We start from the raw sequence: 13,539 nt of genomic DNA, 5'->3' as shown, positions 1-13,539 counted from the left end.
TCAAAGCCCTTTCTTGCCGCGCACGGCCTTTATGATGATCGGCATGGCAGCAAGTGCGCACAGGCCGAGAATTGGGATGATGATTGCTGGCTCGAAGATGATGCCAAGGTCTGGCGTCTCACCGCGGGCGAACACCTCGCCCAGACCCGCACCGACAGATGTATAGACAACCGCACCGGGGATGATGCCAAGGAAAGTCGAGATCACAAAACGGCGTACAGGCACTTGCATGAAGGCGGGCACAAGGTTGGCCATAAAGAAAGGGACAGCAGGCACCAGACGGATCAGAAACAGCATTGACCACTGGTTTTCGTCGATCCCGTCTTTGATCTTTTTGACGACCCCTTCGGACCCTTCGAGCTTTGCGCCCAGCTTTTCACCAAAGCCCCAGCGGGCGGCCATAAAGATCGCCGTCGCACCGATGGTGGCACCCGTGACATTGAAAAGCGCGCCGGGGAACGTGGCAAACAAAAACCCGCCGGTCAGGGTGGCAATGGTGGCACCGGGCAGTGAAAAGGCAACGATGACAACGTAAGCAGCAATAAAGACCAGCACCGTTAGCAAGTAATTGCTGTCACGAAAGGCGATCAATGCCTCACGATTTTCGGCCAATGCGTCAAATGTCAGATAATCACGCAGAAAGATCGCACCCAGAATGGCGACAATGGCGATGACAATCAGCGGGAGCCGCTTGAGGATCGGATTGCGGGTATCGTCTTGTTTCTCATCGGTCACGTCGGTCATCCTTTTGCCCTCTCTCGCGGCTTGCTTGAAAGGTAGATGGACTGAAGGCGATTGCGAACATAGACCTCCTCACGCCGCCTTGATCGTTTTGACACGGATGTTTCAGTATGGGGTGGCGCGGTCGTGTGATTGAAACATTTGACGCGGCGACCTTGTGCAATTTGTTGCAAAAATGCGGGTCTGTTTGCGTTGACACCAGCCAACGCCACCACTAAACGACAGCTCTGACATGCAAGCGGCCGCGAATCCGGATGGATCGGCGTGGCCATCAACCAAAGGACACCGCCATGAAGCGCACGTTCCAGCCATCGAACCGGGTTCGCAAGAACCGCCACGGATTTCGCGCACGTATGGCCACTAAGGCCGGTCGCAAGATCCTCAACAACCGTCGCGCCAAAGGCCGCGCGAAGCTGAGCGCGTAAGCGCCACAGCACTGGTTTTGACATTGGAACCGCCGGTGGACCCCGTGGATGGCAAGATTGCCGATACCACGGATGGTCCACCGGCGGTTTCCGTTTGTCCAAAGCTGATCGTTTTGACCAAGCGCGCTGACTTTCTGCGCGCCTCACACGCAAAACGGCAGGGGACGCCGGGCATTCACTTGCAGGCGCGCGAACGCAATGCCGACGAAACTGCGGCTGGTATCCGCGTGGGCTTCACCTGTTCCAAAAAGGTTGGCAACGCTGTTGCCCGCAATCGCGCCAAGCGGCGCTTACGCGAAGTGGCCCGCGCCATTCTGCCCCGGCACGGACAGTCAGGCTGGGATTACGTTCTGGTCGGGCGCAAGGATATCACAGCCACCCTGCCCCTTCCGCAGCTTGAAAAAGACCTGATCCGCGCGTTGGGAAAGGTCCACGGATGAGCCCGCTTGCCCACATCGCAGCCCTGCCCGTGCGCGCTTATCGCCTGCTCTTATCACCGTGGGTCGGACATGGCTGCCGCTTTCAGCCCACCTGTTCAGCCTACGCGCTTGAGGCACTGGAGAAACACGGCGGAATCAAAGGCAGCTATTTGGCTGTGCACCGCATCTGCCGCTGCCACCCTTGGGGCGGCAGCGGAATCGACAACGTTCCGGACTAGACCGAAGTTTCTAAAATTTCCGGACGCTAGTTCAGCTTTTCGAACGAAATACTGACGTCGCCGATGTCAAAGCCGTAGCGTTTCACGTAGGCGCGGTTGAACAGACGGTCTTCGGTCAGCAACCACATCCAGTCGTCAAATGTGACCCGCAGTGTCTCGTTGCTACCGTCAGCCGTCGGGATCGGCAGATCAATCTCGTACTGCCAGTTGAACCGGTTGTCCTGCTCTTGTCCCGTCGCCTGACCGATCACGCCTGGCGCTGTGCCGACCCAGCTGTCGGGTCCGGTTTTTTGCAGCGACCAGATGCGCTGCTCTGTCGATCCGTCTTCGTAGTCAAAGTCCTCAACTAGTGTCAGCGTCTCACCATCCCAGTCACCGCGAATATTTACGACAAAACTTCGGCGCACTGTGCCCAGCACGTCCTGAAACTGACCGTAGGCCACAAGATCACCGTCAAAGAATTCTTCCAGATTAAGCTTCAGATCAGGATCAAGGCTTTCATCCTCAAAAGATGGTTTGCCGGTACAGGCGGCCAGAAATGCAAACGCGGCGAGGATGACAAAGCGCATGGGTGGTCCTTTCGATTAGACCAAAGGTAACGCGGGGCGCGCATCGGACAAGGGCGGCCCGCCTGCGTAAAGCTGTTTGCGCACAGCCGGATCATGCAGATCGACGAACCGCTGATCCGATGTCCTGCCATAGGCCCCTGCCCCGAAAGCCCGCAGCGCCAGATAGATCGCCCAGCGCCGCCACAGGCTGACCCGCGCTTTTTCCATCGCCACCCGCATTAGCAAATCGGCAAAGGCACGGTCCGCCTGTCGGTTGCCGCGACCGGGCACATCCGCCCACGCCAAATACAGATAGTCATGCACAATCGCGGCCTCTAACCACGGGCCTACGCGCCCGACCAACAGTCGAAAGCCCCACGGGACACTTGTCAGGTCTGTGATCATGCCCGCAGGCACGACAATCTGATGCACGTCCGCTGCATCATCCGTCCAGCTGACCTGATACGGCTGACCTGTCAGATAGTCGGCATCCTCACCACTGCGCATCTCCGGCGCGTCGCGCAAACGCAGCAACACCAGGGCGGTATCGTAGGAAAAGTCACCGATGCCACCAGCTTTGTCAGGATAAGGGTTCGCTGCAGGGGCGTGACGGGGATTTGAATAACACTTCATGCTGAAATCCTCTTGGCTGGAGGCTGTGCGCAGGCTAGGGCTTGGCCCATGCTAGATGATGATACCGACATTCACCCGCTCTTCAACGGTGCGCCAAAAACCACCGCGTTCAAAAAGCTGCGCAAGCGTATCGTGGCCAATGTGCGCGAGGCAATTGAGCAATACGGCATGATCGAGCGCGACAGCCGCTGGCTGGTGTGCCTGTCGGGCGGCAAGGACAGCTACACCCTGCTTGCAATTCTCTACGAACTGAAATGGCGTGGGCTCTTGCCGGTTGACCTGCTGGCCTGCAATCTGGATCAGGGGCAGCCCGGATTTCCCGCAACCGTCCTGCCGGAGTTTCTGGAAAAAATGGGCGTGCCGCACCGGATCGAATATCAGGATACCTATTCCATTGTGATGGACAAAGTGCCTGCCGGGCGCACGTTTTGCGCGCTGTGTTCGCGCCTGCGACGCGGCAATCTCTACCGTGTGGCCCGCGAAGAGGGCTGCTCGGCAGTTGTGCTGGGCCATCACCGCGACGATATCCTCGAGACGTTTTTCATGAACCTGTTTCACGGCGGGCGTCTGGCGACGATGCCGCCCAAGCTTGTGAATGAAGAAGGCGATCTGTTCCTGTATCGCCCCCTTGCCCACGTGGCCGAAGACGATTGCGACCGCTTTGCCAAGGCCCTGAATTACCCAATTATTCCCTGCGATCTGTGCGGATCACAGGACGGGTTGCAGCGCCAGCAAGTAAAGCAAATTCTGGATGGTTGGGAAAAGAACAGCCCGGGCCGCAGGCAGGTCATGTTCCGCGCCCTGATGAACGCGCGCCCGTCGCATCTGCTTGATCCAAAGCTGTTCGATTTTGCCGGTTTGGAAACTTTTTCTCAACCGTTAACCGAACAGTTACCAGATCAGGGCTAATTTGATCCGTGAATGGTGCCCCCTGCCAAGGGTCTGCCAACCAGGGGATCATAATGCAAACACTCCGTAAACCGGCCTTTGTCTGGGCGTGGACACGTATCACGCATCTGTTTGAACAGCGCCTCCCGCAGGAAAAGCTGGTCAGGCGCTTGGATAAACACATACATAAGGCACTTCAGTCCGGCCAACGGACCGCGTTGATTATGATCGAAATCGACAGGTTTCGCATTATTCAAAGCAATTTTAGCGGGACGGAACTGGCGCAAATCCAGCGCACGCTTGAAGACCGGCTTAAGGCGCTGCTGGGTAATCCCAAAGGGCTGCGGCGGCTTGGCGACGGGCGGTATGCTTATGTGCCCACCCCTGACGAATACCAGATCGCGGGTCAGCTTCCCCGTCTGGCCAAGGCATTGCAAACAGTCACCAAACGGGCCGTTGCCGTGCAGGCCGGCCATATGGCGACGTCCATTTCAATCGGCATCGCAAGCGATGACGTGATTACGGATGTATCCGGTGCCACACTGGTCGATGCCGCATCGCTTGCCTTGTTTGAGGCCACAAACGCGGGCAGTTCAGCGATTTGCATCTATACCGCCGACATGCAGACCCGTGTCGCCCTCCGCTCAAAACTGGTAGAAGACGTGGCCCCTGCAATCGACTCAGGGGCGATCCACGCGTTTTTCCAACCCCAGATTGACCTGCATCGCGACAAGATCATCGGTTTCGAGGCGTTGGCCCGCTGGAAACACGCAGAACGCGGGATGATTTCACCGGCAGAGTTTCTGCCGGTCTTGGCGCAACTGGGGATGATGCGCGATCTGGGGTTTGCGATCCTGCGGGCCGCCTTGCAAGCCCTTCACGACTGGGATCGCGCAGGGTTTGACGTGCCCACTGTTTCGATCAACATGTCTGCAGAAGAATTGCGCAATCCTCACCTTGTCGATGCAATCTCGCTTGAGCTTGATCGTTTTGACCTTACGCCAAACCGATTGGTGATCGAGGTGCTTGAAACAGTCGTCGCCGCAGATCAGGACGATATCATCATGCGCAATATCAGGGATCTAAGCGCGCTTGGCTGTGCGATTGATCTTGACGATTTCGGCACGGGTCAGGCGTCGATCACCAGTATTCGCCAGTTTGGCGTGGACCGCATCAAGATAGATCGTTCTTTCGTCCAGCATGTTGATACCGATATTGATCAACAGGACATGATCCTGGCCATGCTGACAATGACGGACCGTTTGCGTGTTGATGTGCTGGCCGAAGGGGTCGAAACCCCGGCTGAGCTTGCCTTTATTTCCGACGCCGGATGCCATCTGGTGCAAGGCTATGCCGTGTCCCGCCCCATGGCAGGCGCGGATGTAGGACGCTGGATCAATGAACGGCTTTTCCACGCGTCATTCACCGGAAAACAGCAATACATCCAGTAGCGCGCACATCGCGTCGTTTTTACTGCGGCAAAGTGCGGAAATAAGGCAAAACCGCTTGACCTTTTGGTCCCTGACAGGTTGAACCACCTCACCTTTTTCAGTGTGACAGGCGGCGACCATAATGGACGAGCAGAACAAAAATCTGATCCTTGCGACAGTTCTCAGTTTTCTGGTGATCATGGTCTGGTTCTGGTTTTTCCCACCAGAAGACCCCGCGCTGACGCAGGCGCCGCCGCAGACAACCGAAGCTGTCACCGACGCGACCGTGCCGACCGCGGCAACCGATCCGTCAACGACAGCCGTGCCTGATACGCAAACCGATCCTGTTGCCGATGCGCCCCGTGTCGCGATTGAAACACCAGAGTTCTCCGGCAGCCTGTCGTTGCTAGGTGGCCGGATTGATGATCTCAAGTTGACGCAATACCGCGAAACGCTTGATGAAAACGCCGAAACTGTGCGTCTGTTCAAACCAGTGGGTGAGCCGAACGCCTATTTTGCGCTTTTCGGTTGGGCTGGCGCAGAAGGCATCGCTGCCGACGCCGTGCCCGGCCCCGATACGCTTTGGACACTGGAAAGCGGTGAGACACTGACCCCTGACAGCCCTGTCACATTGGCGTGGGACAACGGCGCAGGCCAAATTTTCCGCACCACGATTTCTGTCGACGAAGACTTCATGTTCGACTTTGCGCAAAGCGTCGAAAACGCGACATCTGACGCGGTCACACTGCGCCCCTATGGCCTGATCCGCCGTCATGGCGAACCGACAGACCTGAAAAACTTCTTTATCCTGCACGAAGGTCTTGTGCGCTTTACCGATGGTGAGCTTGAAGAGGTCGACTACGACGACATCGTGGATTACGAAGTTGATGACCGCGAACGCACCCGTGCTGACCGGATCGAAGCCACAGAAAGCGGCTGGATCGGCTACACCGACCACTACTGGATGACCACGCTGATCCCCGAGCAGGGTCAGCCCTTCCGCTCCACCTCCAAGTATTTCGAAGCGCGTGACCTGTATCAGGCCGAGGCCGTGATGCCGCTGGAAACCGTCGCTGCCGGTGCCACGACCACCGTCACAACCAAGCTCTTTGCAGGTGCAAAGGAATGGGATGCCATCCGCGACTATGAAAACGAAGATGGCGTCACCAGCTTTCTGGACAGTATCGACTGGGGTTGGTTCTTTTTCCTGACAAAGCCGATCTTCTGGCTGCTGCACACGCTGAATGTCTATATCGGCAACATGGGCTGGTCGATTGTCGTGCTGACCCTCATCATCAAAGCGATGGTGCTGCCGCTGGCCTATAAATCCTACGTTTCCATGGCCAAGATGAAAGAGCTTCAGCCCGAGATGGAAGCGCTCAAGGAGCGTACCGGCGAAGACAAGCAGGCCATGCAGCAAGGCATGATGAAACTCTACAAGGAAAATAAGGTAAACCCTGCTTCGGGCTGCCTGCCGATCCTGCTGCAAATCCCGATCTTCTTTTCGCTCTATAAGGTGATCTTTGTCACGATCGAACTGCGCCACGCACCGTGGATCGGCTGGATCAAGGACCTCTCCGCACCTGATCCATCGTCGATCTTCAACTTCTATGGTCTGCTGCCATGGGACGCGCCAGAGCCCGGCAGCATCCTGGCACTGCTGTTCATCGGTCTGATGCCGCTGGCACTTGGTATCTCGATGTGGTTGCAGCAAAAGCTGAACCCGCCGATGACAGACCCGACGCAGAAGATGATCTTTGCGTGGATGCCATGGGTCTTTATGTTCATGCTCGGTTCATTCGCCAGCGGTCTGGTGCTGTACTGGATTGCCAACAACATGATCACCTTTACCCAACAGTATCTGATCATGCGCAGCCATGGCGCGAAGCCTGACATCTTTGGCAACATCAAGGCGGGGTTCAAAAAAGACCCCAAACCCGCCAATGCCACAGGCAAGCCAAGCGGTAAGGCCAAGCCCAAGTCCGGAAGCAAATAGATGGGGACCGTCGCAGAAATCTGGCGGCACCCCATCAAAAGCCATGGCCGTGAAAAGATCGAAAGCGTCGATCTGACCGCTGGCATGACCATGCCGTGGGATCGCAAATATGCCGTGACCCACGCGCAGACCAAGTTCAGTGCGGCATCGCCGGATTGGGTGTCTTGCCGGAACTTCATGATCGGGACTATGACACCCGCGCTGGCCGGTATCTGGTCGCAGGTCGATGAAGCTGCCAATACGATCACGTTGCGCCATGCGGATGCGCCAGAGTTCACCTTTGATCCCGATGCGCCCACTGATGTTGCGCGCTTTTTGTCGTGGGTTTCCGATATCATTCCAGCCGACCGCCAGACCCCGACTGCGCTGGTTAGTGCGCCGGATCGTGGCATGACAGATACGCCGGAGCCAACGATGAGCATTGCAAATCTTGCCAGCCACGCCACGGTTGAGGGCCATCTTGGCCACCCGCTTGAGCGTGAGCGCTGGCGTGCGAATATCTGGCTCGACGGACTGGATGCATGGGCCGAAGATGACTGGATCGGCAAGACGATCCGCATTGGCAGCGCCACCTTTGCCGTGATCGATATGGCCGAACGCTGCAAACACACGACGGCCAATCCGGTGACCGGCGCCCGCGACGTTGACACGCTCGCAGCGCTGCGCAACGGTTGGGGACACCAGAATTTCAGCGCCTACGCCACAGTGCTGACAGATGGCCGGATCACGGTTGGCGATACTTGCGAGGTGCTGTGATGGAGTTGCGTTTTCCCGAGGCCGAGACGCCGGACGAGCATGCGCTTGAAAAAGGCCGCAAGCTTTTCGCTGGCGAGACGGAGTTCGTCAAAGGCGTGGTGGCCATGGACGGTTTGCCCCCTGCCGACCGGATCGAGGTCTGCTTTGCAGGCCGGTCCAACGTAGGCAAATCATCTCTGATCAATGCCCTGACAGGCCGCAAGGGGCTTGCCCGCGCTTCAAACACGCCCGGCCGCACGCAAGAGATCAACTATTTCACCGCAGGCGATATTTATGTGGTCGACCTACCCGGCTATGGCTTTGCCAACGCGCCGGTGCCCGTGGTCGAAAAATGGCAACGTCTGCTCAAGAACTACTTGTCGGGCCGCCAAACCCTGCGCCGCGTCTTTGTGCTGATTGATGCGCGCCACGGTGCCAAGGCCGTGGACGAAGAGATTATGACGCTGCTCGACCGCTCTGCGGTGACGTTTCAGGTCGTGATGACCAAGGTTGATAAGCTGCGCGGCGATGCGCTCGAACAGTCGCTGACAAAAACGCGCGCGGCTTTGGCAAAACACCCCGCCGCATACCCCGAGCTGATCCTGTCGTCTTCCGAAAAGGGGGACGGTATCGCGACGCTCCGCGCCATTATCGCCGGGATCGATTGATGAGGACGCAAGACATGACCCGTGATTTCAACGCCACCGCCAAAACGCTGTCACAGGCTCTACCCTATTTGCAGCGCTATGCTGGCGCAATTGTCGTGGTGAAATTCGGCGGCAACGCGATGGGCGATCAGGACGCGATGGCAGAATTTGCCCGCGATATAGTCCTGATGAAGCAAGTTGGTCTGAACCCCGTTGTGGTGCACGGCGGCGGTCCGATGATCAACGAGATGCTCGACCGCCTTGGTATCAAATCCGAGTTTGTTCGGGGCAAGCGCGTGACAGATCAGGCCACCGTCGAAGTGGTGGAAATGGTTCTCACCGGTCTTGTGAACAAGCGGATCGTTCAGGCGATCATGGACGAAGGTGGTCGCGCTGTCGGTCTTTCGGGCAAAGATGACGATCTGCTGGTCGCCGAAGCCGACAATCCCGAGCTTGGCTTTGTCGGTCGCCCTGTCGAGATGAACGTGCAGGTACTGCATGATCTGAACACCGCTGGAATCATCCCCGTTGTGGCCCCTGTGGCGACTGGCATGGACCCCGCCGAAACATTCAACGTCAACGGCGACACCGCCGCAGGTGCCATCGCTGGCGCGCTGAAGGCTGACCGTTTGTTGCTGCTGACAGACGTATCAGGCGTCAAAGGTGCGGATGGCGAGGTCCTGACAGAACTATCACCTGCCAAGGTCACGCAGCTGACCGATGACGGAATTATCGCAGGTGGCATGATCCCCAAAACCGAAACCGCATTGAAAGCGATCGAGGACGGCGTGCGCGCTGTGGTTATCCTTGACGGGCGCATACCTAATGCTTGCCTGATCGAACTTTTCACAGAATACGGTGCCGGCACACTTATCCGCGAGGCACGCCCCGCAAGCTGATCGGGCACAGCGGCGTAAAATATGCTAAACTCCCTGCATTTCAGCACAGGAGTTTTGATATGAAACACTTTTTTGCAGCAATGGCTGTTTCGCTCAGCATAAGTGCTCCGGCCCATGCGGCCGTCGACGGGTGCCTTGTCGGGACATGGTGGGCGGATATCAGCGACATTGCAGACCTGATGACAATGCAGATGGGTAGCCGCGCCACGGCACTTGGCGGGGATGCCCGCATGGATATCGCGGCCAGCGGCGACATGCGGATCACCGTGCGCAGTCTGCAGTTCAATGTCACCATGCCAGACGCGCCCGCGTCCGTCGTGACGATCAACGGCTATAGCGCTGGCGACATTGATGCGGCGGGCGGCGTCTGGACAGCACGTGTGCCGGACTACAATCTGACCGGCTCTGCCGACGTGCTGGGCCAGACGTTGTCGATCCCCTTCACGTCATCCACAGGCATGTTTGGTGGTGGTTTGGGCGGTTATTGGTGTAACGGATCGCAACTGGTCTTTGAGACCGACCCAAGCCGTCCTGCCGGCATCGCGCGAACCTGGCGTCGCGGTTAGCGTTGCGCCCCCGCCTGATCCCGTTAGTGTCGGGGGTATGACAGAAGCCCTGCGCACATCGCTCACTCCCCTTGGTCTGCAGGTGCTGGGCATTTGCGAGATCACGCCCGATGACGGCTTGTCAGAATGCGGGACGCTGCACCTTGTTGGCCCGTCCGAACCAGAGTTCTGGCAGGTTTTCAGCGCAAGCGACGAATACAATGATAGTGCGCCAGACCCGCTGGATCGCTGGTCGCGCCGCGTGCTTGGCGGTATTGCTGCCGATGCATCCGGTGCGGCGGTGTTTCCGTTTGGTGGACCGCCGTTTCACCCGATTATGACGTGGGCTCTGCGCACGGGACGTTTCTGGCATTCCCCGATCGGGTTTTTGGTGCATGATACGGCTGGATTGTTTGCGTCGTTTCGTGGCGCAATCCTCTTGCCTGACGCGACCGACAAACCACAGCCCAACTCGGAAAAGCCTTGCACGACCTGCGCCGCCCCCTGTGCCAGCGCCTGCCCTGTTGATGCCTTTGCAGACGGCTATGATGTTTTGGCTTGCAAGGCTCATGTGGCCTCGCCTCAGGGCCGCGATTGCCTGACCCAAGGGTGCCGCGCCCGCCGTGCCTGCCCCGTTGGTCAAGGCAACCGTTTGCCCGCACAGGCCGCATTTCACATGGAGGCGTTCTTATGACAACCAACCGCCGTTTGATCCTGATCCGTCACGCCAAATCAGGCTGGGATGATGCTTTTGCCGACGATCATGAACGCAAGCTCACCACACGCGGTCACACTGCAGCGCGGGCCATCGGTGAGTGGCTTTCTAAGCAGGCATACAGCCCCGATCTGATCCTATCCTCGGACGCGACACGCACCGCGCAAACGTCACACGATCTGATCGAGGGTCTTGGTGCCGCGCCCGAACTCATCCTTGTTCCAGCGCTTTACCACCCATCACCCGATACCATCTGCGAAGTTGCGCAAAAACATGATGCCCCGACCATCGCGATCGTAAGCCACAACCCCGGCACAGCGATGTGCGCGGCCGGACTGATTAAGCAGCGCCCAGCCCATCATCGCTTCAGCGACTATCCCACCTGCGCCACGACGGTCATAGACTTTCCCGCTGCCGATTTCGCAAAGCGCGGCAAAGGCACTTGCATTGATTTTATCGTGCCGCGCGATCTGACCGACTGAAACGCAAAGGGGCCGCACCGATGTGCAGCCCCTCAACTTCATTTGGCCAAAACACCTCCCGCCGGAGGCTCCCACCTTTAGTGGCCCAGAATCTGGCTCAGGAACAGCTTGGTGCGGTCCGACTGCGGATTGTTAAAGAACTCTTCCGGCTCGTTTTGCTCAACGATCTGGCCTTGGTCCATAAAGATCACGCGGTTGGCGACCTGACGGGCAAAGCCCATTTCATGGGTCACGCAAAGCATGGTCATGCCTTCTTCGGCAAGCTCGATCATGGTGTCGAGCACCTCTTTGATCATCTCGGGGTCCAGCGCCGATGTCGGCTCGTCGAACAGCATGATGCGCGGGCGCATGCAAAGGCTGCGTGCGATGGCCACACGTTGCTGCTGACCACCTGATAGCTGACCGGGATATTTATCGGCCTGCTCTGGGATTTTCACCTTTTCCAGGAAATGCATCGCAGTTTCGATGGCTTCCTTCTTGGGCGTTTTACGCACCCAGATCGGGGCCAGCGTGCAGTTCTCAAGGATCGTCAGGTGCGGGAACAGGTTGAAGTGCTGAAAGCACATGCCAACCTCTGACCGGATCTTGTCGATGTTCTTGAGGTCCGACGACAGCTCGGTGCCATCCACAAGGATGGTGCCTTGCTGGTGCTCTTCCAGACGGTTGATGCAGCGGATCAGCGTGGATTTACCGGACCCCGACGGGCCACAGATCACGATGCGTTCGCCACGGTTCACCGTCAGGTTAATGTCGCGCAGAACGTGGAACGTTCCGTACCATTTGTTCATGTCACTGATGGAGATCGCCACCTCGTCAGAGACTTGCATCTGGCTGCGGTCGATTGTGCGGTCAATTGCGGTATCAGACATTGCTCATGCCTCCCTTAACGATGTTCACGCTGGAGTTTTTTCTCCAGGTAGAGTGAGTAGCGGCCCATTGAGTAGCAGAAGATGAAGAACATCAGGCCGATGAAGATGAAAAGCTCCCAATAGATGCCGTTCCAGTCGGTGCTGGCGCGGATCAGGTTGGAAAAGCCGATGGGGTCGGCAAGGCCGATGAACACCACTAGCACCGTATCTTTGAAAAGACCGATAAAGGTATTCACGATCCCCGGAATGGAAATCTTCAGCGCTTGCGGCAGCACGATCAGACGCATGGACTGCCAGTAGTTCAGACCCAGACTGTCCGCGCCCTCATACTGGCCCTTCGGCAATGCGGCCAAGCCACCACGAATAACCTCGGCGATATAGGCGGCAGAAAAGAGCGTCACCATGATGATTACGCGCAGCGTCAGGTCAAAGTTCGTGCCCGGCGGCAGGAAGTAGTTCAGCAACAACTGCGCTGTGAACAGCCAGACGATCAGCGGCACGCCGCGGATCACCTCGATAAAGACCACAGCCGATGTCTTGATGATGAACAGATCCGACTGACGCGCAAGCGCCAGCAAGATGCCCAACGGTAGCGACAGAACGATTGCCGAAAGACCGATCACGACCGACAGCATAAAGCCACCAAACGCACGGCTTTCCACGAATTCAATGCTGATCGGCACCGCCGCATCCAGACCGGCCCAGATCGGGCCTGCAAGGATCAGCCAATACAGGATCGGCGCGGCAATCGCACCGATGATGCCTGCCAACGGACTGACGGGTGTCAGAAACTTAAATGCAACGTATCCCACCAAGAAACCAAGCGCGACGGACACGGGCAACCAGACCGACCCGCCCCACAAAAGCCAGAAGCAAACGAAAGGCGCAGCGGCGGTAATCGCCAGAACAGAGCGTGGCACGGATGTGAACAGGATCGGCGTGAGACCGACCAGAAAGATCACAAGCGCCAGAAGCGGCCGCCAGTAAAGCTCGGGTGGATAGAAGCCGAACAGCAACTGGTGCCACCGGTCTGTCAAAACAGCCCAGCAGGCAACGGATGCATCCGGCCCAAGTGTTTCGTCGCGGATCTCACGACATTCAGTCAGTGTGCTTGCATCCCAGATGCCGCCCAGCATCCATGGTCCAACGTGGATCAGGACCCAGTACACGACATAGATCGAGACAAGCGTCAGGATGATGTTGAGCGGCGACGAGAACAGGTTCTCGCGCGTCCAGCGGATCGCGCCAACCTCGGACACGGGAGGTGCGGATTCCGGCAGCATCGTCTCGCGGACATAGAGCACGGTTTGGGCGTGAGTATCGCTCAT

Annotated in this window: 17 protein-coding genes; 12 read left to right on the top strand and 5 right to left on the bottom strand. The window is 57.8% G+C overall.

The features are described 5' to 3' along the window. Nucleotides 1–744, bottom strand: coding sequence for a TVP38/TMEM64 family protein (locus tag V8J84_RS15880; protein WP_339932948.1), 744 nt, complete (start codon nucleotides 742–744; stop codon nucleotides 1–3). Between the two features lie 287 nt (nucleotides 745–1,031). Between V8J84_RS15880 and rpmH the strand changes: the two genes are divergently transcribed. The 3 genes from rpmH to yidD are packed head-to-tail and all read left to right on the top strand — an operon-like array spanning nucleotide 1,032 to nucleotide 1,824. After that, on the top strand, nucleotides 1,032–1,166 hold the full coding sequence (rpmH, locus tag V8J84_RS15875; RefSeq protein WP_008231458.1) for a 50S ribosomal protein L34: 135 nt from the start codon (nucleotides 1,032–1,034) through the stop codon (nucleotides 1,164–1,166). A 23-nt stretch (nucleotides 1,167–1,189) separates the two neighbouring features. After that, complete coding sequence (rnpA, locus tag V8J84_RS15870; protein WP_339933164.1) at nucleotides 1,190–1,606, top strand: ribonuclease P protein component; 417 nt, start codon at nucleotides 1,190–1,192, stop codon at nucleotides 1,604–1,606. Continuing rightward, entirely contained in the window at nucleotides 1,603–1,824 is a 222-nt protein-coding gene (gene yidD / locus V8J84_RS15865; protein WP_339932946.1) for a membrane protein insertion efficiency factor YidD, read from the top strand. Before rnpA ends, yidD begins: the two co-directional genes overlap by 4 nt. Nucleotides 1,825–1,850: 26 nt before the next feature. On the opposite strand, the gene V8J84_RS15860 is transcribed toward yidD, so the two are convergent. Continuing rightward, the gene (locus tag V8J84_RS15860; protein ID WP_339932944.1) at nucleotides 1,851–2,393 is read right to left on the bottom strand and encodes a DUF3833 family protein; all 543 of its coding nucleotides are present in this window, start codon (nucleotides 2,391–2,393) and stop codon (nucleotides 1,851–1,853) included. 15 nt (nucleotides 2,394–2,408) lie between these two features. Then, a complete protein-coding gene (locus tag V8J84_RS15855) occupies nucleotides 2,409–3,005 on the bottom strand; it encodes a DUF1353 domain-containing protein (RefSeq protein WP_339932942.1) in 597 nt (198 codons plus the stop codon). Between the two features lie 48 nt (nucleotides 3,006–3,053). On the opposite strand from V8J84_RS15855, the gene ttcA reads away from it, so the two are divergent. The 9 genes from ttcA to V8J84_RS15810 all read left to right on the top strand — a co-directional run bounded on the left by ttcA (nucleotide 3,054) and on the right by V8J84_RS15810 (nucleotide 11,342). Next, nucleotides 3,054–3,914 carry a tRNA 2-thiocytidine(32) synthetase TtcA gene (gene ttcA / locus V8J84_RS15850; RefSeq protein ID WP_339932940.1) on the top strand — a complete coding sequence of 287 codons (861 nt, stop codon included), beginning with the start codon at nucleotides 3,054–3,056 and terminating at the stop codon, nucleotides 3,912–3,914. A gap of 53 nt (nucleotides 3,915–3,967) precedes the next feature. Beyond that, nucleotides 3,968–5,344, top strand: a complete 1,377-nt coding sequence (locus V8J84_RS15845; protein ID WP_339932938.1) for a bifunctional diguanylate cyclase/phosphodiesterase — start codon at nucleotides 3,968–3,970, stop codon at nucleotides 5,342–5,344. A gap of 121 nt (nucleotides 5,345–5,465) precedes the next feature. Continuing rightward, the gene (gene yidC, locus V8J84_RS15840; protein WP_339932936.1) at nucleotides 5,466–7,319 is read left to right on the top strand and encodes a membrane protein insertase YidC; all 1,854 of its coding nucleotides are present in this window, start codon (nucleotides 5,466–5,468) and stop codon (nucleotides 7,317–7,319) included. Next, a complete protein-coding gene (locus V8J84_RS15835) occupies nucleotides 7,320–8,075 on the top strand; it encodes an MOSC domain-containing protein (protein ID WP_339932934.1) in 756 nt (251 codons plus the stop codon). Then, nucleotides 8,075–8,722 (top strand): ribosome biogenesis GTP-binding protein YihA/YsxC, encoded by a 648-nt coding sequence (yihA, locus tag V8J84_RS15830; RefSeq protein WP_339932932.1) that lies wholly within the window; start codon nucleotides 8,075–8,077, stop codon nucleotides 8,720–8,722. Before V8J84_RS15835 ends, yihA begins: the two co-directional genes overlap by 1 nt. Before the next feature lie 14 nt (nucleotides 8,723–8,736). Further along, the gene (argB, locus tag V8J84_RS15825; protein ID WP_445285982.1) at nucleotides 8,737–9,600 is read left to right on the top strand and encodes an acetylglutamate kinase; all 864 of its coding nucleotides are present in this window, start codon (nucleotides 8,737–8,739) and stop codon (nucleotides 9,598–9,600) included. 59 nt (nucleotides 9,601–9,659) lie between these two features. After that, the gene (locus tag V8J84_RS15820; protein WP_339932928.1) at nucleotides 9,660–10,166 is read left to right on the top strand and encodes a hypothetical protein; all 507 of its coding nucleotides are present in this window, start codon (nucleotides 9,660–9,662) and stop codon (nucleotides 10,164–10,166) included. A 37-nt stretch (nucleotides 10,167–10,203) separates the two neighbouring features. Next, nucleotides 10,204–10,839, top strand: a complete 636-nt coding sequence (locus tag V8J84_RS15815) for a ferredoxin (protein WP_339932926.1) — start codon at nucleotides 10,204–10,206, stop codon at nucleotides 10,837–10,839. Next, the gene (locus V8J84_RS15810; RefSeq protein ID WP_339932924.1) at nucleotides 10,836–11,342 is read left to right on the top strand and encodes a SixA phosphatase family protein; all 507 of its coding nucleotides are present in this window, start codon (nucleotides 10,836–10,838) and stop codon (nucleotides 11,340–11,342) included. Before V8J84_RS15815 ends, V8J84_RS15810 begins: the two co-directional genes overlap by 4 nt. A gap of 77 nt (nucleotides 11,343–11,419) precedes the next feature. On the opposite strand, the gene V8J84_RS15805 is transcribed toward V8J84_RS15810, so the two are convergent. Together V8J84_RS15805 and V8J84_RS15800 are read right to left on the bottom strand one after the other, a co-directional pair. Further along, on the bottom strand, nucleotides 11,420–12,211 hold the full coding sequence (locus V8J84_RS15805) for an amino acid ABC transporter ATP-binding protein (protein ID WP_339932922.1): 792 nt from the start codon (nucleotides 12,209–12,211) through the stop codon (nucleotides 11,420–11,422). 14 nt (nucleotides 12,212–12,225) lie between these two features. Further along, nucleotides 12,226–13,539, bottom strand: a complete 1,314-nt coding sequence (locus tag V8J84_RS15800) for an amino acid ABC transporter permease (protein ID WP_339932920.1) — start codon at nucleotides 13,537–13,539, stop codon at nucleotides 12,226–12,228.

This window comes from Yoonia sp. 208BN28-4 (genome assembly GCF_037543925.1).
GTDB lineage: Bacteria > Pseudomonadota > Alphaproteobacteria > Rhodobacterales > Rhodobacteraceae > Yoonia.
Note: the sequence above shows the minus strand (reverse complement) of the source record. Positions and strands in the feature narration are given on the sequence as shown.